This is a genomic window from Streptomyces sp. NBC_01317 (genome assembly GCF_035961655.1).
Classification (GTDB): Bacteria; Actinomycetota; Actinomycetes; order Streptomycetales; family Streptomycetaceae; genus Streptomyces.
This window is the reverse complement of sequence record NZ_CP108393.1, coordinates 1905331-1926142: the sequence shown is the minus strand read 5'-3', so window position 1 is coordinate 1926142 and position 20812 is coordinate 1905331. Positions and strand designations below refer to the sequence as shown.

The 20812-nt window shown below is 70.8% G+C and carries 19 protein-coding genes and 1 riboswitch; of the genes, 11 read left to right on the top strand and 8 right to left on the bottom strand.

The features are described from left to right. Positions 1–139: 139 nt before the first annotated feature. The 4 genes from OG349_RS08075 to OG349_RS08060 all read right to left on the bottom strand — a co-directional run bounded on the left by OG349_RS08075 (position 140) and on the right by OG349_RS08060 (position 3668). A complete protein-coding gene (locus OG349_RS08075) occupies positions 140–1174 on the bottom strand; it encodes a polysaccharide deacetylase family protein (protein WP_327233963.1) in 1035 nt (344 codons plus the stop codon). Between the two features lie 25 nt (positions 1175–1199). Further along, positions 1200–2003 carry a phytanoyl-CoA dioxygenase family protein gene (locus tag OG349_RS08070; RefSeq protein WP_327233962.1) on the bottom strand — a complete coding sequence of 268 codons (804 nt, stop codon included), beginning with the start codon at positions 2001–2003 and terminating at the stop codon, positions 1200–1202. Positions 2004–2104: 101 nt separating this feature from the next. After that, positions 2105–3169, bottom strand: a complete 1065-nt coding sequence (locus tag OG349_RS08065; protein WP_327233961.1) for a glycosyltransferase — start codon at positions 3167–3169, stop codon at positions 2105–2107. 256 nt (positions 3170–3425) lie between these two features. Then, complete coding sequence (locus tag OG349_RS08060) at positions 3426–3668, bottom strand: hypothetical protein (protein ID WP_327233960.1); 243 nt, start codon at positions 3666–3668, stop codon at positions 3426–3428. A 319-nt stretch (positions 3669–3987) separates the two neighbouring features. Here OG349_RS08060 and OG349_RS08055 point away from each other — a divergent pair, with 319 nt between their 5' ends. Further along, positions 3988–5226 (top strand): helix-turn-helix domain-containing protein, encoded by a 1239-nt coding sequence (locus tag OG349_RS08055; RefSeq protein WP_327238491.1) that lies wholly within the window; start codon positions 3988–3990, stop codon positions 5224–5226. Between the two features lie 93 nt (positions 5227–5319). Here OG349_RS08055 and OG349_RS08050 read toward each other — a convergent pair whose 3' ends face one another. The 3 genes from OG349_RS08050 to OG349_RS08040 form a co-directional block, all read right to left on the bottom strand. Next, entirely contained in the window at positions 5320–6330 is a 1011-nt protein-coding gene (locus tag OG349_RS08050) for an alpha/beta hydrolase (protein WP_327233959.1), read from the bottom strand. Between the two features lie 44 nt (positions 6331–6374). After that, positions 6375–6800, bottom strand: coding sequence for a RidA family protein (locus OG349_RS08045; protein WP_327233958.1), 426 nt, complete (start codon positions 6798–6800; stop codon positions 6375–6377). Positions 6801–6918: 118 nt separating this feature from the next. Further along, entirely contained in the window at positions 6919–10044 is a 3126-nt protein-coding gene (locus OG349_RS08040; protein WP_327233957.1) for an amino acid adenylation domain-containing protein, read from the bottom strand. 228 nt (positions 10045–10272) lie between these two features. Between OG349_RS08040 and OG349_RS08035 the strand changes: the two genes are divergently transcribed. From OG349_RS08035 to OG349_RS08020, 4 genes are all read left to right on the top strand, one after another. After that, entirely contained in the window at positions 10273–11190 is a 918-nt protein-coding gene (locus OG349_RS08035; RefSeq protein WP_327233956.1) for an aminoglycoside phosphotransferase family protein, read from the top strand. 123 nt (positions 11191–11313) lie between these two features. Beyond that, entirely contained in the window at positions 11314–12498 is a 1185-nt protein-coding gene (locus tag OG349_RS08030; RefSeq protein WP_327233955.1) for a glycosyltransferase family 2 protein, read from the top strand. Positions 12499–12591: 93 nt separating this feature from the next. Then, entirely contained in the window at positions 12592–13866 is a 1275-nt protein-coding gene (locus OG349_RS08025) for an MFS transporter (protein ID WP_327233954.1), read from the top strand. A gap of 97 nt (positions 13867–13963) precedes the next feature. Next, complete coding sequence (locus OG349_RS08020) at positions 13964–14380, top strand: peptidase inhibitor family I36 protein (protein WP_327233953.1); 417 nt, start codon at positions 13964–13966, stop codon at positions 14378–14380. Positions 14381–14453: 73 nt separating this feature from the next. Here OG349_RS08020 and OG349_RS08015 read toward each other — a convergent pair whose 3' ends face one another. Beyond that, a complete protein-coding gene (locus tag OG349_RS08015; RefSeq protein ID WP_327233952.1) occupies positions 14454–14975 on the bottom strand; it encodes a hypothetical protein in 522 nt (173 codons plus the stop codon). 161 nt (positions 14976–15136) lie between these two features. Between OG349_RS08015 and OG349_RS08010 the strand changes: the two genes are divergently transcribed. From OG349_RS08010 to OG349_RS07985, 6 genes are all read left to right on the top strand, one after another. Then, positions 15137–15805 (top strand): CoA-transferase, encoded by a 669-nt coding sequence (locus tag OG349_RS08010; protein ID WP_327233951.1) that lies wholly within the window; start codon positions 15137–15139, stop codon positions 15803–15805. An 81-nt stretch (positions 15806–15886) separates the two neighbouring features. Continuing rightward, positions 15887–16813, top strand: coding sequence for a DUF3048 domain-containing protein (locus OG349_RS08005; RefSeq protein ID WP_327233950.1), 927 nt, complete (start codon positions 15887–15889; stop codon positions 16811–16813). A gap of 151 nt (positions 16814–16964) precedes the next feature. Next, positions 16965–18308 carry a M14 family metallopeptidase gene (locus OG349_RS08000; protein WP_327233949.1) on the top strand — a complete coding sequence of 448 codons (1344 nt, stop codon included), beginning with the start codon at positions 16965–16967 and terminating at the stop codon, positions 18306–18308. A 319-nt stretch (positions 18309–18627) separates the two neighbouring features. Further along, complete coding sequence (locus tag OG349_RS07995; protein WP_327233948.1) at positions 18628–19005, top strand: hypothetical protein; 378 nt, start codon at positions 18628–18630, stop codon at positions 19003–19005. 375 nt (positions 19006–19380) lie between these two features. Further along, positions 19381–19538, top strand: a riboswitch (cyclic di-AMP (ydaO/yuaA leader). A 4-nt stretch (positions 19539–19542) separates the two neighbouring features. Further along, the gene (locus OG349_RS07990) at positions 19543–20262 is read left to right on the top strand and encodes a LysM peptidoglycan-binding domain-containing protein (protein WP_327233947.1); all 720 of its coding nucleotides are present in this window, start codon (positions 19543–19545) and stop codon (positions 20260–20262) included. A gap of 244 nt (positions 20263–20506) precedes the next feature. Then, positions 20507–20770: a helix-turn-helix domain-containing protein gene (locus OG349_RS07985; protein ID WP_327238490.1), complete on the top strand. Its 264-nt coding sequence runs from the start codon at positions 20507–20509 to the stop codon at positions 20768–20770. The last annotated feature ends 42 nt before the right edge of the window (positions 20771–20812 follow it).

Here is a 20812-nt window from a genome sequence, read left to right as displayed (position 1 = left end):
CGCATCGGGAAAAGGCCCGCGCCCGCCGGCCCGGTACGGAGCACCGGGCCGGCGGGAACACGGGTGACACCAGGAAACGTCCGTGGCGGGCGTGTGCGCGCACACCACGGCCCGGTCGTACGACTGCCAGGGACGGTGGTCACACCACCGCGGCCGGCACCATGTCGTCGACCAGGACGAAGCGGAAGCCCCGCTCCAGGAGGCCCTCGATGACGGCGGGCAGCGCGCCCACGGTCTGCGACCGGTCGCCGCCCCCGTCGTGCAGGAGGACCACCGATCCGGGACGCGCCTGGTCGAGGATGGTCGTGGCGATGAAATCCGCGCCGGGCATGGCCCAGTCGTCCGGCGCGACGTCCCACAGGACGGTCCTCGCGTCGGTCCCGGCCAGCCACCCCATCACCTCCGGCGTACGCGACCCGTACGGCGGCCGGAACAGGGTCGGCACGGCACCGCCCCCCACCTCGGCGATCCCCTCCCCGGTCCGGTCGATCTGCTCCACGAGCTGCGCCCGGGTCAGATCGGGCAGGAACGGGTGCGACCAGGTGTGGTTGGCGACCCCGTGCCCCTGCTCACGCATCCGGACGATCTCCTCGCCGTACGCACGGGCGTTCATCCCGACACAGAAGAACGTCGCGGGGACGCCGTACCGTTCGAGGACGTCGAGGATCTGCCCGGTGTACGGCGGCAGCGGACCGTCGTCGAAGGTCAGGGCGATCTCGCGCCGGTCGCGCGGGCCGTGGCTCAGACAGAGGCCCGCCGTGGTCATCGCCGCCAACTCGGTTTCCGCCGAGGCGATCCACTCCGCGAGCAGCTCCTCCCGGCCGGTCTGTGTACCGCGGCCTCTCTCCAGCCTGGCGAGGGAGGCCGTCCCGCGCCGTGCCGCCGCCCGCGCCAGCTCCCCGGCGTCCACCGAGCCGAACACCGGGCGTGGCGGCAGGAGATGGGGGTCCGCGCGGTACACGTCCAGCCCCGCGGCCATCATCCGGCCGTCGAGTATCCCGTTCGTACTGTCCACCACGGTGACGAGCCGGTGGTCCATTCCCCGTAGGTGGCCGATCAGTTCATCGGTGCGCCGGGCGTCGAACGACACCGGGGACGTCATCCGCCGGCCGTCCCCGTCGACCGTCTCGACCTCGTAGCCGGCGGCGCCCCAGGCGACTCCCGCGTACAGCATGCTGTTCCCCCTCGATGTCATCCGTTCAGGCGGGCTTGACGTATTCGGTGAAGTGCCGCTCGGCGAACAGCTCGGGCCACCCGCCGCCGTCGAGCCCCAACTCCTGTGCCCGGCGCAGCATGTGGCGCCAGTACGGCTTCACCGGCGGCCAGAGGGTCCCCGTCCGGCAGTACGAGGCGTCGACGAAATAGCGGGGCTTCCCGGGGCTGTCGGGCCGGGGACGGCGGGCGTGGAACAGCGCCGAGTGCAGGACGACCGTCGACCCGCTGGGCAGCCGGTCGATGACCACCTCACCGGGCAGCTCCCGGGTCCCCAGGTGACCGCGGGCCGTCTTCTCGGCCACCTCGTGGTGCGAGCCGGGCAGCACCACCAGCGAGGAGGTGTCGGGGGAGAGCCCGTCGAGGTAGTGCAGTGTGTGGATCATGCTGTGGGCACGGTCGGTCTGCGGTGTCTGCTCGTAGTCGTGGTGCCAGGGCTTTCCGGCGATGCCGGGGGCCTGGCGGTCGCTGTGCAGGTGGTGGAAGACGAACGAGGGACCCATCAACTGGGCGAGCAGCGACAGCAGGGGCCGGTGGTTGATCAGCTCACCGTGGCCCGGGAGTTCGAGCTCCATGACCGGGGGGACGCCGTGGATCTCCGGGTGGGTCGCGGAGGCGATGGACCGGGTCCGCAGGCCGTCGTCCACCCAGCTGTCGACTTCGGGTTTGACCTTGGACACCAGTTCGGTGGGGAGGAAACCGGGGAGGACCAGATAGCCCAGCCGTTCGAAGCGGTCGAGGTCGGCGCCGTCCAGAGCCGGCGCGGCGAGGGTCAGTGTCTCTAGCGTCATGAGGTCGGACTCCGCTCTGTCGTGATCTGTTGTGGTGCGTGGTGGCCGGGTGCGGGTCAGGTCGGTGCCCGCCGGACCGGGCCAGTGCCCGCCGGACCAGTTCAGTGCCAGCCGAACCAGGTCAGGTCGCAGCCCTCCCAGCGCAGGGACGGCTGGTCGGTCTCGTTGGCCTCCAGGATTCCGCCGGCCGCCACGAGGGAACGGAGCCGTGTCTGGCTCCCGTCGGGCGACACGACGACGAGCCGCTGCCCGTCCCCGGCCGTCGAGCTGCCGACGAGGACATGCCCGAGGTCGGTGTCCCTGCGGACCTGGAGGTGCTCGTTCTCGACCAGGCCGAGTGCGGCCAGGTCCACCGACGCCTCGGCGACCGTGGCCTTGTCGAGTTCCTCGACGTAGTCGATGCCCGCGCGCTGGAGGAACGCCAGCTTGGCGGTACGGCGGTGGGTCTCCGTCCCCGCGTCGAGGAAGCGCCGCAGGATCTCCAGGTCGGTGGCGCCGATGTCGATGTTCGTGGAGATGTTCTTGCTGTGCATGTTGTAGACGTACGTGGCTTCCGCCGGCAGCGAGATCGGGATGCCGGCGGCGGCGAACCGCAGCCACAGGTCCCAGTCCTCGGCGTAACGGCACGGCCGGTAGCCGCCGACGGCCTCGTAGTCCTTCCTGCTGTACAGGCAGCCGACGCCGATGTAGTTGCGTACCAGCATGTAGACGTACTGGTCCTCGGAGTCCGGCAGCCGCTCGACCACCGGGCGCGGGATGTTCTCGGTCTCGCCCTCCACCAGCAGGAACCGCCGGGGCGCGACGAGTCCGGGCTGCCGCGCGTACGCCTGGGTCATGCCGGCCACCGCGCCGGGCAGCAGGGTGTCGTCGGCGTCGAGCTGGAGGATGAACTCCGAATCGGTGGCCTCGATCGCGGTGCGGCGGGCGTGCCACGTGCCCTTGGGGTCGGAACGGATGACCTTGAGGGGCAGCAGGTCGGCCCACCGGCGCGCCCGGTGGTAGGTGTCGTCGTCCGAGCCGTCGTCGACGACGACGACCTCGTTCGGCGGGACCGTCTGGGTCACGAGGGAGGCGAGTGCGCGGTCGATGTACGCGGCGCCGTTACGGGCCGGGATGATCACCGCGACGGTGGGGGTGTTCACCGGGAGTTGCTGCTCAGCTGACATCGATGCTCCTTGATGGGTGGGCGGGTGAAGGGAGGAAAGGTGAGGCGAGGAGAAGGGAGGAGAAGGGAGGGCAGTGCGCCGCGATGGCCTCGTACGGCCGGGTCGGTGTGCGCGGTCGGCGCGGCACACCGGAAGAAGGGGGCGGCGACGCCGGAGAGTCCTCAACGGGTCGGCACCGGGGGAGCCGGGTGGTGCGAGGTGGTGCGGGGGAAAGCGGGGGAAACGGGCGGGGGGGTCCCGTCTCCCGGAGTGGGCCTTACGGCCAGTCGATGTCGTCCGTGCCGGGGCCGCCGGCCGGGTTGACCACCGGGTTCGGCCCCGGCCAGTCGATGCTGCCGGTCGTGTCGAAGGCGGAGGCGACCGTGAGGTTGTTCCCCGGCCAGTCGATGTCAGCCACGGCGGCGGCGAACGGCAGCGCCAAGAGAGCGGTGGCGGCCGGCAGTGTCAGTAAAAAAGCCGCGACGGCCGAGGCGGACGAGGTACCGGTGAACTTGCGCATGGGAACTCCAGTGGATCCGTTGACGGTTCGGGCGGCGCTGCGACGCCGGGTGCTGACGGAATAAAGCTAGTAACTGGAAAAGCCGTTTGGCAAGTACTTGCCTAGGATCTGCCAAAGTGTGACTCAGGGTGATCCCGCCCCGGAGAGATCAATTGCCAACCGGTCCGGAACTTTGTCAGCACGCAGTGTGGCCGCTACAGTGACCGTCAGGCATAATGGTGACTCTTCTGAGGTGTCTGAGACGCTGAGGCAGGAGGTCGACCGTCGGCCGAAAACTGGATCCGTGTGTATCTGGATCCCCGTGAATAGTGGGACCGCCATGATGGAACAGCCCTATTTCGGTCGTCGCCTCAAAGAGCTGAGGAGGGCGCGCCGGCTCTCCCAGGCCGCTCTCGCGGGTGAGGAAATCTCCACCGGATACCTGTCACGACTGGAGTCCGGTGCGCGACAACCCACCGAGCGGGTTGTCACATACCTTGTCAAGAAACTTGCCGTGGAGCGGTCGGCGTTCGACGTGCCGCCGAGCGGTGGTTCGCTGGCCCAGGCACTGTCCCTCGCGACCTCCTCCGACAGTGACGAGACGGTCGAACGCCTGATCATCGCGCTGGACCAGGCGGAGGACGAGGATCTCCTTCTGCGCTGGCAGGCCCTGTGGATCATCTCCAGGCACTGGCAGCGCCGCGGCGAGCACGCCGAGGAGCGGGAAGCCCTGGAGGAACTGGTCAGGATCGCCGACGAACTGGCGCTTCCCGAGTTGCAGTGCAGGGCCCAGTCCCAGCTCGCCCGGTTGCTGAGGGCGACGGGCGAGGTGACCCGTGCCATCGACATGGCCACCCACGCCTATCAGTTGGCCACGCAGGGCAAGCTGTCCGTCTCCGACGTCGGGACGGCGTTGCAGACGCTCGTCGCGGCCGAGGCCGAGGCGGGCCGGCTGCCCGACGCCAGGGCCCACGTGGACGAACTGGTCGCCCTGGTGGAGAACGGCGGCTCGGAGGTCATGCGCACCGAGGCGCTCTGGTCGGCGGCCACGGTGCGTTTCCGGCAGGGCGACCACGAGCGGGCCCGGGAGTTCCTCGAACGCGCGATGAACGAGCTGGACAGCCGGGTCGACCTCACTCTCTGGGTACGGCTCCGGCTGGCCACCGCCTCGCTCTGCCTCCAGACCGAGCCGCCGCTCACCGATCTCGGGCGGGCGTACCTCCAGGAGGTGGAGGGCGCGCTCGCCCTCGTCGGTACGTCGGTCATGCGGCAGGAGCTGTTGATGCTCCAGGCCTATCTCGCCTTCCACGAGGGCCGGTACGAGGACGCTCGCGCCGCGCACGACGAACTCAACTGCGACGACATGCGCATGACCTACCGTGACCGGATCAGGCTCAGCATCCTCGACAGCCAGCTGCTGCTCCTGGAGGGCGACGAGGAGCGGGGCCTGGGGCAGCTCAGGGAGCTGGGCGAGCAGGCCAGGCAGGCGTCGAACATCGACCTCGCGGCGGACATCTGGCGCATCCTCGCGGGCGCGCTGGAGACGTCCCGCCGGCGCAGGTCGGCGGCCGAGGGCTGAGGACGGCGCAGCCCCCGGGGCCGCCGTTGACAACAGATCCCCTCGTCCCCCACCGGGAACATCAGGGTGGGGGACGAGGGGATGAGTGTGTTTTCAGAGGGCCAGTACGCGCCTCAGCCAGCCGACCCGCGCGTGATGCGCCGTCCGGGAGACGACCGCGTCGGGGACCCACTCGTCGAAGCTGTGGAAGGCGCCCGCCCACACGTGCAGTTCCGCCTCGCCACCGGCCTGCCAGAGCCGGGACGCGTACGCGACGGCCGTGTCCCGCAGCGCCTCCACCGACCCGACCTCGATCCAGGCCGGCGGAAGTCCCGAGACGTCGTCCGCGCGGGCCGGCGCGGCGTAGCAGGAGACGTCGTCGGTGCCCCGCCGGTCGCCGAGCAGCGCCGTCCACCCCGCGGCGTCGGACTCGCCGTCCCAGAGCCCCACCCGGCCCATCTGCCGCGCCGAGAAGCTGTCGCACCGGTCGTCGAGCATCGGGAACTGGAGGAACTGCCCCAGCGGCGGCGGCCCTTGGCGGTCCCGGGCCAGCAGGGCGAGCCCGGCGGCGAGGGCGCCGCCCGCGCTGTTGCCGCTGACGACGGTACGGTCCGCCGGGAGCCCGAGCCGCTCGGCGTTCCCGGCCAGCCAGAGCAGACCGGCGTAACAGTCCTCCACCGGCGTCGGGTCCGGGTGCTCCGGGGCGAGCCGGTAGTCCACGGACAGCACGGCGAGTTGAAGCTCCTCGGCCCGGTTGAGCTCGCCGGTCAGCTCCGTACTGCGGTGGCTGCCGGCGACCATGCCACCGCCGTGCGTGTGGTAGATGACACCGCGCGGCGCGGCCGTCCCGGTCGGCCGGCAGAGCAGCAGGGGGATCTCGGGCCTGCCGGCCGTCGCGGGCACGGCCAGTTCCTCGATCGTGAACGCCCCGTCCCGGCGGATCGCGTCGTCGGAGAGCCGGCCGCGCAGGCTCCTGCGCCGCCGGTCGGCGACGAGTCCGGGGGTCAGCGGCATGGGCAGCTCCGCGAGGATGGCGCGCAGCGGCGCCCCCAACTCGCCGTCGAACGGGGGTATCTGCCCGGTACAGGGGTGTGGTCGTGGGGGTGTGGTGGCGGTCACGGTCATGGTCGTCGGTGCTCCTGTGGTCGAGGCGTGGGCGGTTTCCCGGATCAGCGGGCGTCGGCGTCGGCGGTGTCACCGACCAGCGCGAACGCGTCCACTTCGAGGAGCAGTTCGGGCCGGAACAGCGCCACGACCTGCACCACGGTGCTGGCCGGCGGGCGCGCGGTGTCGATGAACTCGTCCCGTACCGCAAGGACGGCCGGCACGAACGCCACGTCGGTGACGTAGTAGGTCAGCTTGATGACGTCGTCGAAGGTGGCCCCCGTGGCGGCCAGACAGGCCCGCATGTTCGTGAAGACCTGCCGTGCCTGGGCGGCCGGGTCACCCTCGCCGACGAGCGTGCCCTTCTCGTCGAACGGCATCTGTCCGGCGAGTGCGGCCAGCCGGCCCGGTCCCGTCACCACGTGGGTGTAGCCGGAACTCGGCTCGACGCCCTCCGGGGCCGAGATGTGCGTGAGCCGCCGTTGTTTCATGACCATGTCCTTCACCCTTCCGTTGTTCCTGACGTGTTCCTGACGTGTTCCTGGGGCCTGTGGTGCCGGGTCGCTCGTTGCCCCGGGGCCCCGTACCGTCACCCCACACGGCGTACCGTCACACCACGCCCGGCGACAGGCTGCGCAGACGGTCCGTGAAGCGCTTGGCGATCTCCTGGGCGGTGGTCTCCGCGACCGCCTCCGGGCGGAAGGAGACCTCCACCCGCAGCCCGCCCCGCTCGTCGGGCCACAGTTCGGTGTGCAGTTCGAGAGGGAGGTCCAGATACGGCTGGCGCAGAAAGTCGGTCCGTACGCCCGCCAGTTCGAGCCGGGGGACCGCGTTGTCCTGGAGCGCGAACAGCACCTGGTAGAGCGGCGGCCGGCCGGTGCGGGGCCGGCCCGTCAGGCTGAGGATGTCCCCGAGGGACACGTCCTGCGCGGCGAGGGCACGCGCGGTGATACGAGAGGCCTCGCGGACGGCGTCCGTACCCCCGCCCAGCGCGGCACCACGCAACCGCAGGCACAGCATGCCGATGTGGCAGCCCACCACACCGTCGAGCCGCGCGCCGTCGCGTTGTGCCACGGGGACGCCCACGGCGAAGTCACGCCGGCCGGTCACCTCCGCCAGGGCAGCGGCCCAGTTCGACAGCAGTACCGCGAAGCGGGTGACTCCCGCCTCGCGGGCCAGGTCGTCCACGCCCGCCAGTACGGCGGACGACAGTGGCGCGTCGACGCGGCCGGGTCCGCCGGTCGCCCGATCCGGAGGTCCGGCCGGCCACCGCAGATCCGGTACGCCAGTCAACTCGCCCCGTACGTAGTCCTCATGGGCGGCCGACGCGGTCTGCCGCCGGTAGCGTGCACGGTCCTGGTGGATCACCGCCAGCGAGGGAGGCGCGGGCTCGGCCGTCCGCCCGCCGCCCTTCGCCGCGTTGTACGCCGCCGCGAGGTCACGCGCGAGGACGGACTCCGACCAGCCGTCGAAGGCGATGTGATGCACCACGACCCCGAACACCGAGGCCCGCCCGCCGGCCACCGGGGCCAGCACGGTCCGCCACAACTCGCCCTGTTCCGGCTCCAGTTCACCGGAGAGCGCGGCGCGCGCAGCGGAAACCGCGCTGTCCACGGTGTTCTCACGGGGCAGGATCTCGACGAGGGGTGGGGGCGCGTCCACGAGCAGCGCGTACGGCGCGGGGTCCAGGACGTACGCGGCGCTCAGGGACTCGTGGCGCCGGTGGGTCTCGGCGACCGCCGTCTCCAGGGCCGCCGTGTCCAGGTCCCCCTCCACGAGCCAGGCCAGCACGCAGTGTGCCGTCAGGTCCGAGGGGGCGAGCAACTGCCGGGTCAGATAGACGGTTTGCAACGGGGTGAGGGGGGTGTCACCGGTCTCCGGCGGCGCCTCCGGCAGGTCGTCGGGCGGCGGTGTGGTGCGGAGCCAGTGGGCGAGAGCGGCGACGGTCGGCCGCTCGTACAGCGTGGCGACCGGGACCGGGCGGTGGAGCCGCGCGGCGAGCCGGGCACAGACCCGGCCGGCGCCGAGCGAGGTGCCGCCGAGCGCGACGAACGGTGTGTCGAGCGGGACATTCGCGCGCCCGAGCACGGCGGCGAACGTCTCGGCGACGGCCCGTACGGCCGGATCGGCGAGGTCACCGCTACCCACCGCGTCCCCGCCACCCACATCCGAGCCAGGCCCGATCGCCGGCCCGGCCGATGCCATCCCCAGCAGCGCCCGTTCGTCCAGCTTCCCCCGGGCCGTCAGCGGAAGGGCGTCCACCGCGACCACCCGGGAGGGCCGTTGGTACGAGACAAGAACCTCGGCCAGGGCGGCCGCCGCGCCCTCCAGCCGATCCCCCGGCTCGGCGGGCACGCAGAACGCCACCAACTCCTGCGCCGTACCGGCGGCATCCTTCCTGGCCAGGACGCGGCACGTCCGCACGGCCGGCAGGCACCGCTCCACCTGGCGCTCGACCTCCGCGGGCTCCACCCGGTGGCCCCGGATCTTCACCTGCCGGTCGGCCCGCCCCCGGAAGTGCAGCAGCCCGTCCGCGCCCCACACCCCCAGGTCGCCGGTCCGGTAGACCCGCAGGGTCTCGCCGTCGATCGTCACCCGGGTGAACGCGGCCTCGGTGAGGGCCGGATCGCCGAGGTAGCGCAGCGCCAGCCCCTCACCCGCGACACAGATCTCCCCCGTCTCGCCCACGGCGCACACCCGGGTGCCGTCCAGCACATGGACCCCCGTGCCGGGAACAGGTCGGCCCAGGGGAATGCCGCCGGGCAGGTCGCAGTCGGCCGGTGTGATGCGGTGGGTCGTGGCGAACACCGTGCTCTCGACCGGCCCGTAGCCGTTGAGCAGCACGATCCCCGGGTGCCGCAGCAGGAAGCGCCTGACGTGTGCGGTGGAGAGCCGTTCGCCGCCGATCATGACCTGGCGCACGCCCTCGAAGGCCGCCGGGTCCTCGTCGGTGATCATGTTGAAGAGGCTGCTGGTGAGCCAGACCGTGTCCGTCCCGTGGACCGACACCCCGTCGCGCAGCGCGGCGGGGGAGAGGTACGGCTCCTCGACCACCACCGAGCGCCCGCCGTTGAGCAGGGCGGACCACAGCTCCAGCGAGAACGCGTCCCACGGCGGCGGGGCCGCGAGAGGCGTCACCGTACCGGCGCCGAAGTGCGCGAAGGTGTCCGGCGCGAAGAGGCGGACCGTGGCCCGGTGGGGCGTCACCACCCCCTTGGGCCGGCCTGTTGTGCCCGAGGTGAAGAAGACACACGCGGCGTCGGAGCCCGCGACCTCGGCGGGCCGGAACCCGGGCGGCGCCGCCACCGGCCCGGTGGGCGGTGTCCACACGGGCAGGCCGTGGCCGTCAGGGGTCCCGGCGGCGGACCGGGCCACCACGAGGGGCGCCTCCAGGTCGGCCATCGCCTCGCGCAGACGGCGCGCGGGCCAGTCCGGGTCCAGCGGGGCGTAGGCCGCGCCCGCCTTGAGGACCGCGAGCAGCGCGACCACCAACTCCGGCCCCCTGGGCAGCAGTACGGGCACCAAGGAGCCCGGCCCGACCCCGGCGGCCATCAGCCGGGCCGCCCAGGCGTCGGCGGTACGGTCCAGCTCCCCGTACGTCATGTTCGGGCGGGCCGCCCCCGCCAGGGCGACGGCGTCCGGGCGGGCCCGTGCCGTTCGCGCGAACGTCTCGTGCAGGCCTTCGCCGGGGGTGGCGCCGGGCCGTCCCGCGGTCCATCTCGGGTCTGGTAGCACGCCGTCCCACTCCCCTGGATGCTGGCGGCGCACGGCCGGGAGGCCGTACGGATCTCAATGGGTGAGGTGATAGGTTGTCACGATGTTGCCTAGCTTGGCAATATCTGCTGAGCCCGGAGCGGACCCGGAGCCGAACCCGAACGGCGGCCTAGGCGAACCCAGTTGATGGGCGGCGCCCGCCCCGGCAGGATGAGGCCGCCCGACCTGCCCCCTACCGAGGAGATACGCGTGTCATCGACCAGTACGGACGAAGTGCCCATCGACGCGGCCCTCGTGCGCCGGCTGCTCGCCGCCCAGTTCCCCCAGTGGGCCGACCTGCCCCTGGCGACGATTCCCGTGCCCGGCATGGACAACGCGACGTTCCGGCTGGGTGACGACATGTCCGTACGGCTGCCGCGCTTCCCGCGCTGGGCGGGGCAGGTGGAGCGCGAGCACGAGTGGCTCCCGCGCATCGCGCCGCACCTCCCGCTGCCCGTCTCCGAGCCGCTGGCGATGGGCAAGCCTGCCGAGGGCTATCCCTTCTCCTGGTCGGTCTACCGGTGGCTGCCCGGGGAGAACGCGTCGGGCGCCGCCCTCGTGGACCCGGCCGGCGCCGCCACCGAGCTGGCCGCCTTCGTCTCCGCCCTCCGGGCGGTCGACGCCACGGGCGCCCCGGGACCGCAGTGGAGCAACGCGTTCCGCGGCGTGCCCATGGGGGACGAGCGGGACTCCCTGGCGTCCGAGGCGCGTGTCCTGCCCAAGATCGAGGCCATGAAGGGCCTGGTCGACACCGACGCGCTGACCGCCGTGTGGCAGGCGGCGCTCACGGCTCCCGCCTGGGAGGGGCCGCCGGTCTGGATCCACGGCGACCTCGGGACGGGGAACATCCTGCTCGCCGAGGGCCGGCTGAGCGCGGTCATCGACTTCGGGACGCTGGCCGCCGGCGATCCGGCCGTGGACCTGCTCCCCGCCTGGAACTTCCTGCCCGACGAGGTGCGCGGTGTCTACCGCGCGGCGCTCGGCGTGGACGACGCGACCTGGGCCCGTGGGCGCGGCTGGGCGCTGGCCGGCTCACTGCCCGTCCCCGGCGACCCGTACTACCAGGACCCGGTACGGGCCGCCTCCGCACTGCATGTCCTGGACCAACTGGTCGCGGATCTCGGGTAGATACGTTTCGACGCGGTGGGGCGACCCTGATTATTGCCTCACACTTGCCCAGCTTGGCAATATTGTGCCAAGCTGGTCCCGCCTCCCCACGGGAGATCTCCGGCAGCCACGCGAGGAGCAGAGATGGGTCGCCCCAAGTTCAGTGTCGTGATCCCTTACAAACAACGCCTGGACAACATCAGGCTGGTGTTCGCCGCGCTGGCGGAACAGACCATGGACCGCTCCGAGTTCGAGGTCGTCGTCGGCGCGCTGGAGTACTCGCGGGAGTACGTTGCCACCTGCCAGGAGTTCATGGACCGGCTCGACATCGTCACCGTCATGTCGGACGAGAAGTGGAACCTGAGCCGCGCCAGGAACCTGGCGATCAAGCAGGCCACGGGACAGGTGTACGTGTTCCTCGACGCGGACATGGTGCTGCCCCCCAACTGCCTGCGCAACCTGTACGACCGCCACTACGCACACGGTCAGAGCATCTGCGTCGTGGGCCAGATGATCGGCTACGACGAGGTGGTCGACAGCCAGGTGGACGCGGTCGAGGCACTGCCGTTTGGCCACTACCGCGAGGCGCTCGCCGTACTCGACGCGGGAACGACGGATGTCCTGGACGAACGCTGGTCGCCCGCCTACGAGTCGGCGATCGCCCGCTTCCCCTGGGTGTTCGCCCGGGGCGGCTTCCTCGCCCTGTCCGCCGACACGCTCCACCGCCACGACCTCCTCTTCGACGAGGGCTTCGACGGATGGGGGCCCGAGGATCAGGAGTGGGGATTCCGGGTCGCCTCGACCGGGACCCCGATCGTCCTGCGCGAGGACGTCGTCGGACTGCACCTGCCCCATGCGCGGGACCTCTCCGCCAACGGCGCCACGGCCCACGTCAACAACCGGTACTACCTGGGCAAGTGGCCGCGCCTCGACCTCGAACTGGCTCTTGTCTTCGGCTGGTTGGAGACGGACCGGATCTACCCGGACGTGGAGCGCGAACTCACCGCGGCCGCCGGGGGCGAAGGCCGCGCGCTCGGAGTCGTACGGGGCACGATCAACGGCAGGACCGGCCTGGTGGTCGGTGCCGTGACGGAAGGCGGGGCGCTCCGGCCCTCCCCGGAGACCGACGCGCTGTTCGACCCGCGCTCACCGCTCGACGTGGTGCCGCTGGCCGGATTCGCGCTGCCCTACGGGGACAAGAGCGTCGAGGAGTGCCGCGTCCTGCCGGCGGTCACCGCACTGAGCGAGCGGTACCGGGAGGCCGTCCTCCGCGAGGCGGAGCGCGTCGCGCACAAGGTCCTCACCCCGGCGGGCGACGAACGGGGCTGACAGGAGCGCACAGTTGCCGGAGTGGGATCGTGTGTCCCGCTGTCGCGTCTCCCGCTGCCGCCCGCCGGCGGCCGGACGAAGGAAGAGCCGGTTATGACCGCCGAACCCGAACCGACCCCTGAGCTCTCCCCGGACCCGTCCGCGTCCCCCGCCGCGAAGGGCGCCCGGCTGTCCTTCCTCCGTGAAGGCGCGATCGGCCGGCTCGTCGGGGTCACCGGAGCCGTCGGGGTGTCGGGTGCGATGGTCTCGACCTCGGCCAGTCTCTTCCTCGCCGACGAGGTGGGGGCGACCCCGCTGATGATCGGCCTGTTCTTCGCCGGACGGGCCGTCGGTGAGATCGGCGTCGACCTCGTGATCGGTGTGCTCTCCGACCGGGTACGGGACCGCCGGCGCCTGCTGGCGTTGTCCGCCCTCCTCTTCGCCGTCGGAGGGCTGTCCTACGCCGGTCTGCGCGACTACTACCTGCTCCTGGTCGCCGGGGTGTGCTGTTTCGGCGTCGGCAGTACGAGCCTCGCCCAGCTCTTCGCGTACAGCAGGCAACTGGCCGACACCCGCGGCCAGGGCGCGGCCTTCTTCACCGGCTTCCTCCGCTCGATCACCTCGCTGTCCTGGGTGATCGGGCCCCCGCTCGCCTTCACCCTGATCGCCCGGCAGGGCTTCACCGCGATGTACCTGGCCGCCGCCGCCCTGTCGCTGGCCGCCTCGGCGCTGAGCCGGTGGGGCCTGCCGTCCGCCTCGGGGCGGGCGCCGGGCGACGGCGCCGACCACGAGGCCCCCTCGGCCCCCACCGCCCGCAACCCGTTCGCCGGGCTAGACCGGGGAACGGCGGCCCTGCTCACGGCCGTTGTGCTGCTGCTGACGGCCAACATGATGTACCAGATCAACCTGGCGCTTTTTGTCACCCGCGACCTCGGCCTCGGCCAGGGCTTCGTGGGCTGGCTCCTCGGGCTGAGCGCCGCGCTGGAGATCCCCGCCCTGGTGTGGGTGGGGGCCCGGTCCGAGAAGCTCGGCAAGCGGCGTCTGGTCGTCGCGGCCTCGGCGCTGGCCACCGTCTTCTTCTGCCTGCTGCCCCTCGCGTCCGGCCGGACCGCCCTGCTCCTGCTCCAGATCCCCAACGCGCTCTGGACCGCCGTGGTCCTGAGCATCCCTGTCGTCATCCTCCAGGACCGCCTGCCCTCCCGGCTGGGCGTGGCCTCGTCCCTCTACTCCAGCGCGTTCAAGACCGGCACACTGCTCGGCGGCCTGGTCACCGGGACGGTGGCCACCTGGACGGGCTACACCCAGGTCTTCTGGGTCTGCGCCGCCCTGACCGGACTGGCCGCGGTGCTCCTCGCAGCCCGCGCGGGCGGGACCCGGCCCACCGGCTGACGGCCACGCCGGGCTCCTCCGTACAGCGCCTCGCCTCACACGCGACACACCGATCGAACCCATCACACCGACACACTCCTCACAGAAGGGCACCACCATGCTTTCCTTCAGCGCTCTCACCCGCCTCGGCACCCGGCGTCCCGGCCGGCCCGGCGCCCTGTCCGTCACGGCCACCGCCGCCCTCCTCCTCGCGGCGGGTGCCGGTACGGTCCAGGCGGCCCCGGCGAGCCAGTCGGCCCTGGCCGGCTCCTGCGAATTCAGCAACACACTGTGTCTGTTCGAGGGGGCCGGCTACGCCGGTGCCCGGTTCACGGTCCAGGCCCTCCCCCCGGCGACCAGCGCCTGCGTGAGCCTGGCGGAACACGGCTGGGCCGGCCGCGCCTTCTCGGCCGTCAACACCAACTCCCGTACCGCGACGCTCTACGCGGGCGAGAACTGCACGGGCGCCTCACTGAACGTCGAGGGAAGCCTCAGCCCCCTCACGGTCAGCGCGGTGAGCGTACGGGTCTACTGACGTCCCGTCACATGGGATGCGGCACCGGCCACGGTCCGGCTCAGTCCGGACCGTGGCCGCGCGGTGCCGTCCTTCACGCCGTGTCACCGGCCTGGTCCCCGCCGGCGGGCTCCCCCGCGCCGGGATGGCTGAAGGTGGCGATCAACCGGGGCGAACTGCCTCCCACCAGCTCCCACGCCCTGCTGATCCCCATGATGAACATGATGATCACCAGAATGGAGTGGGTCTTCACGTGCGTCGCGTCGGACGCGGTTCCGTTGATCTGGAGGGCGCTCGCCAACTGGACGATGTAGAGGCCGAGAAAAGCGCTGATCAGGAGCGACCAGCGGAAGAGGGCGCGGGCCGGGTCCCGGAGGACTCCCGCGCGCAGCCCCGTCACCGCGAGAGCGACGGTCGAGAAGATCCCCGCGATCGCCATGATCGACGAACCGGTGCCGAGGTTGTCCCCGGGCATCAGCGCCACCATGGACACCACCAGCGCGTCCAGGAAGGCCGACATCGCGGTGGCCGCCTTCAGCCGTTCCTTGTGGTGTTCCGACCTGCCGGTGACCGCTTTCGGGGTCACGGAGATCGCGACGAACAACAGGCCGATCAATGCCCCGACGGCACTCGCAGAGCCGAGGAAAAAATCGTGATAATTCTCGCCTACCATGAGCGCGGAGTGTACAGGGAGCCGTGAATCACGCCGTTTCGCCGGCGACGACCCGCGGCCTCGCTCCCCAGGTGGCGCGGGACCGGCGGTGGTGTACTGGATCCATGGAAAGAGCTGCTTCCGGTGCCGCCGCGGTCGCGGGCATCGCCCATGGCTCCGCGGTCGCGATCGGCGGCGAGGACGCCGACACCCTGCCGTGGGCGCTGGTCGACGCCGTCCGGGAGGCCGGCCTGACCGGTCTGCACGTGGTGTGTTCCGAGGCCGTGCTGCTCAGCGAGCCCGTACGGACCCTGCTGGCGGCCGGTGGCGTGGCACGCCTGACCTGCGCCGGGGACGGCGGGCGGGCGGGAGGGCTCCCGGGGGAGATCGCCGTACGGTGGCTGCCTCCGGCGGACCTGAACGAGCGGCTGGAGGCGGCGGACGCCAGCATCGCCGCGTTCCTCGCCCCGATCGCCCCGGTTGCCCCGGCCGGCCCTGTCGGCCCGGACGACGACGCGTCACAGCCGTCACAGCCGTCACAGGGGCGCGCGAAATACCGGCGCGAGGAGGCGCTGCGCTGTGACGCCGCGCTGATCAGGGCCGTACGGGTGGACAGCGCGGGCAACCTCGTCCTCGGCTCCGGACCGGCGGGGACCGACGCCAGGATGGCCAAGGCCGGCGGTCTGACCCTGGTCCAGACGCCCGCGATGGACAGGCGGCCTCTGCACAGCTCGGAGGTCGACGTCCCGGGCATCCACGTGGACCGCGTCCTCCCGGCCCACGCCTATCCCTAGGGCGTTGCTCCCCGCTCAACGGCCGGCGGCGCGTCATCATCCTCAAAGGAGGGGGCGGCCGTACGAACCTGAGGAGCGTCAGTGGACAGTCGAAGAGTGCTCGGGACCGGCGTGGCGGGAGTGCTGGCCGTCGCTCTGGCCGCGGGCTGCTCGTCGTCGGACAACGACGGCGGCAGCGGGGACTCGTCCGCCTCCGTCCTCACCGGTGAGCCGGGCGGCGCGGGCCGGGTGCTCGCCGTGAAGATCGACAACGTGGCGGCGGCCCGCCCACAGGTCGGTCTCAACAGCGCGGACCTGGTGTACGGCATCGAGGTGGAGGGCGGGCTCTCGCGGCTCATGGCCGTCTTCGACAGCGACCATCTGCCGGACACGATCGGCCCGGTACGGAGCGCCCGCGAGACGGACCTCCAGATCCTCGCCGAGTACAACCGGCCGGCACTCGCGTTCTCCGGGGCGCAGAGCCAGTTGCTGCCCGTGCTGGAGGATTCGGACATCGTCGCCAGGACGGGGACGAGCGCGTTCTTCCGTGACCGTGACCGGCCCGTTCCGCACAACGAGTTCATCCATCCCAAGGGCCTCACCGACGGTGCCGGAGAGGCGAAGGACATCGGGCTGCGCTTCTCCGGGAAGACGCCGTCCGGCGGGACGGCCAACACCACGACCACGGCGTCGATGCCGCACTCCCGCTTCACCTTCACCTGGGACGGGTCGCGGTACACGGTCGCCCTGGACGGTACGAAGTCCCCGTGGACGGCCGACAACGTGATCGTGCAGCGCGTGAAGGTCAAGCAGTCGCGGTTCCGGAGCCGTACCGGATTTGTGCCGTTCTCCGAGACCGTGGGAAGCGGTTCCGGTGTGGTGCTGCGCGACGGCCGGTCGTACACCGTGCGGTGGAGCAGGCCCTCGGAGGGCGCGGGTACGACGTACACGCGGGACGGCGGGTCCGGGAGCGGTACGACGATGCGGCTGCGTCCCGGCAGGACGTGGATCGTGCTCGAACCGGCCTGACCCGCCGACCACTTGATCCCCGCGGAGCGCCGTAGCGCCGTACCGCCGGAAAGCGGTGGCCGAAGACCGTACCTTGACGGGTTCATGCCATAGTCCCACGATGCGTCGCATGGGGAGACCCCCAGACTTCCCCCCGCGAGCAGGAGAGAGCATGCGACTACGCATCCACGGCAGAAGGACCGCCACCCTCGCGGCGTTGGTGGCGCTCGCCGTCGCGGCGCCGCTCACCGCCACCGCGACGTCCTCCGGCGCGCCCGGCGCGAAGGACCTCGCCTCGGCCGCCGCCACCGAGGAGGTGATCCGGCAGTACACCATCAACGGGCCGTCCACCGTGGCCGACCGGACCGCCCTCCTCGCGACCGGTGTGTCGATCGACGAGGTCGGCGACCACATGGTGGTCGTCAGCGCCGACACCACGCAGGCCAAGCGCCTCCGCGCCCTCGGCCACCGGCTCACCGCGCTCCCCGCGCCGCCCGCCAGGAGCGGCGGATCGGCCGTCGCGCCCTTCGACTTCCCCTCCGCGGACTCCCGGTACCACAACTACGCGGAGATGAACACGGAGATCGACCAGCGGATCCAGCAGTACCCGAACCTCATGTCCAAGCGGGTGATCGGCAGGACCTACGAGGGCCGGAACATCATCGCCGTCAAGATCAGCGACAACGTCGCGACGGACGAGGCCGAGCCCGAGATCCTGTTCACCCACCACCAGCACGCCCGTGAACACCTCACGGTCGAGATGGCGTTGTACCTGATACGGGAACTGGGCGCCGGGTACGGCTCCGACTCGCGCATCACGAGCGCCGTCAACAACCGCGAGATCTGGATCGTGCCGGACCTCAACCCCGACGGCGGCGAGTACGACGTGGCCTCCGGCTCGTACCGCAGCTGGCGCAAGAACCGGCAGCCCAACACCGGTTCGACGGCGATCGGCACCGACCTCAACCGCAACTGGGACTACAAGTTCGGCTGCTGCGGCGGCTCTTCGGGCACGGCCAGCTCCGAGACGTACCGCGGCCGCGCCGCCGAGTCCGCCCCCGAGGTGAAGGTCGTCGCCGACTTCGTCCGTTCGCGCGTGGTTGGAGGCAAGCAGCAGATCAAGGCGGCCATCGACTTCCACACGTACAGCCAGCTGGTGCTCTGGCCGTTCGGCTGGACCAACGCCGACACCGCGCCGGGACTGACCCAGGACGACCGCGACGCCTTCGCCGCCGTCGGCCGGAAGATGGGCACGAGCAACGGGTACACGGCGGAGCAGTCGAGCGACCTCTACATCACGGACGGCTCGATCGACGACTGGCTGTGGGGCACCCAGAAGATCTTCAGCTACACCTTCGAGATGTACCCGGCCGGTTCCTCGGGCGGCGGCTTCTACCCGCCCGACGAGGTGATCGAACGCGAGACGTCCCGCAACCGTGACGCGGTCCTCCAACTCATCGAGAACGCGGACTGCATGTATCGCTCCATCGGCAAACAGGCCCAGTACTGCGCCTGATCGGGCTCTGATCCTCACCTGATCCGCGCCTGATCCACCCCTGTTCCCCGGCCGCCGCGCCACGGTCTCTCCCCGCCGTGTCGCGGCGGCCGCGTGCGTCCGGCGCGCAGGGCGGTTCCACGGAGCGGTGCGCCTCCAGCGGCCTTCGGGCTCGCCGCCGTCCTTTCCGTGCCGGTTCAGGAAGCGACGCGTACAGCCACGGAACGAACAGCTGTGTCACCTATTGCGTGGGAATTCTACGCAAGGGTGATGCCGATATACCCGTCGGCAGAGCCGGAGCCGCGAGACTGTCCAAGACGTCGAGAGAAATGGGGAACTGATGCTTGACGGGGAAGAGCACCCGAACGCGGTCCTGGCAGACATTCTGGTGAGCCGTAAAGTCGGCCCGATCCATGGGAAGTTGGTGGGTGATCTCGTTTCGGTCACCGGTCAGCTGGACATGGCCGCTTCGAAGAATCGCCGACCGGGCGTCGAGTTGGACACCGTTATCGCATACGACGAGAAGATCAGTCCGCTGGAGGAGGCCTATCGGGCCGCATGGCGGGCGGTGGAGGCCGCGCCTGACAAGGAACGGCGTGCCCCCGAGCTACAGAGGCTCACGGCTGCGCTGACGGCCGCGGTCGAGGGCATGGTGGACTTCGCCCGTCAGCAGGGCGTCACGGTGCGGCTGTACCGATTCGGCGACTCCGGGTCGTAGGCCCGTGGGGTCCGGTCCGATTTGCCGGACCGGACCCCACGGCGCTATATGGACGTTTTGTCGGCGTTCTCGCAGGGGTTGATATGCGTCGCATTCGGGCGACTTGGTCGTTTCTGTCAGGTGTGGTGGAGCGCGAAACCTCGCGCAAGCGGTGATGTGTGTCACGTCACGCCCCAAGTGGGTTTCTCCGCCCGTCCGCCATTTCCCTCACGTCCAGGGAAAGTTGGGTTCCCCGGTGGCGGACAAGAGCGCCCGAGTTGGGCCGGCCTGAATCGCGGATGAGATCTCGGTGTGAATTCAGGACTTGTTTCGGCCCGGCGTTCTCGCTTACGTTCACCCCACTCCGGGTGGATCGCCGAATCCTGCCGCTGTCCGGATACACACTCACCCACTCACGTACGGCAGGAGCGGGGGACCCAGGTAAGTCGCCGATCCGTCACAGGACCGGCTCGGGGTGAAGTCGCACTGATAATGCGGCCGGGCATCTCCAGCTCGAACCCGACAGCTCACCTCGCAGGCGACGGAGAGGATTTCGTCATGCCCATAAAGGGTAAGCACCGCCGTTCCAGGATCAGCCCGCTCGCCCGGCGTCTTGTCGCCGTGGGGACCGGAGGTGTCGCGCTCGCCCTTCCGCTGGTGGCCGCGCACACCGCGAGCGCCGCCACCGCCGCGACCACTGTCACCGCGGAGAAGAAGAGCGTCACCACCTACTCCGTGGTCGCCGGGGACTCCCTCGCCAAGATCGCCCGTACCCACTCCCTGAGCGGCGGCTGGAAGAAGCTCTACCAGGACAACCGGAAGGCCGTCGGCGCCGACCCGTCAGTGATTCACCCCGGTCTCAAGCTGACCCTCGGCGGCAAGGCCGCGACGCCCGCCGCCACCACTGCCAAGACCGCCGCCCCCGCCCCCGCCGTACAGGCCGCGGCGAAGACGTACGCCGACAACCTGGACGGCTGGATCAGGGAGTCGCTGGACGTCATGGCCGCGCACGGCATCCCCGGCACTTACGACGGCATCTACCGCAACATCATGCGGGAGTCCTCGGGCAACCCGAACGCCATCAACAACTGGGACTCGAACGCCGCCGCTGGCATCCCGTCCAAGGGGCTGCTCCAGGTCATCGACCCGACCTTCCAGGCCTACCACGTGTCCGGTACGTCGATGAACAGCTACGACCCGGTCGCCAACATCACCGCCGCGTGCAACTACGCCGCGGACAAGTACGGCTCGATCGACAATGTGAACGGTCCGTACTGATCCACTTCGCACACCCGCACCCGTCGGGCCCGCTCCGCACCCTGGAGCGGGCCCGTTCGCGTGTCCGCTACCTCCTGCTCGGATGAGCGAAAATCTACTATGGTCACAGTAGACATTATCTCCTGGTGTGGTTAGAGTCCACCGTGTGAACAAGCCCCAGGGCGAGCCCGGGAACGAGAGCCGGAACCAGAAGAGCCGGAGTCTCACCGACAGCCTGGACAACGACGACTACCCCGCGTACACGATGGGCCGGGCCGCCGAGATGCTCGGCACCACCCCCGCGTTCCTGCGCGCCCTCGGTGAGGCGCGGCTGATCGCCCCGCTGCGCTCCGAAGGGGGCCACCGCCGCTACTCCCGGTACCAGCTGCGCCTCGCCGCCCGCGTCCGGGAGCTGGTCGACGGCGGCACCGCGATCGACGCCGCGTGCCGCATCGTGATCCTGGAGGACCAGCTCGAAGAGGCCCGGCGCATCAACGAGGAGCTGCGCGCCTCCGCGTCCGGGTCGTAGAAATCGTAGGGGTCATAGGGGGGCGTAGGGGGTCGTAGGGGT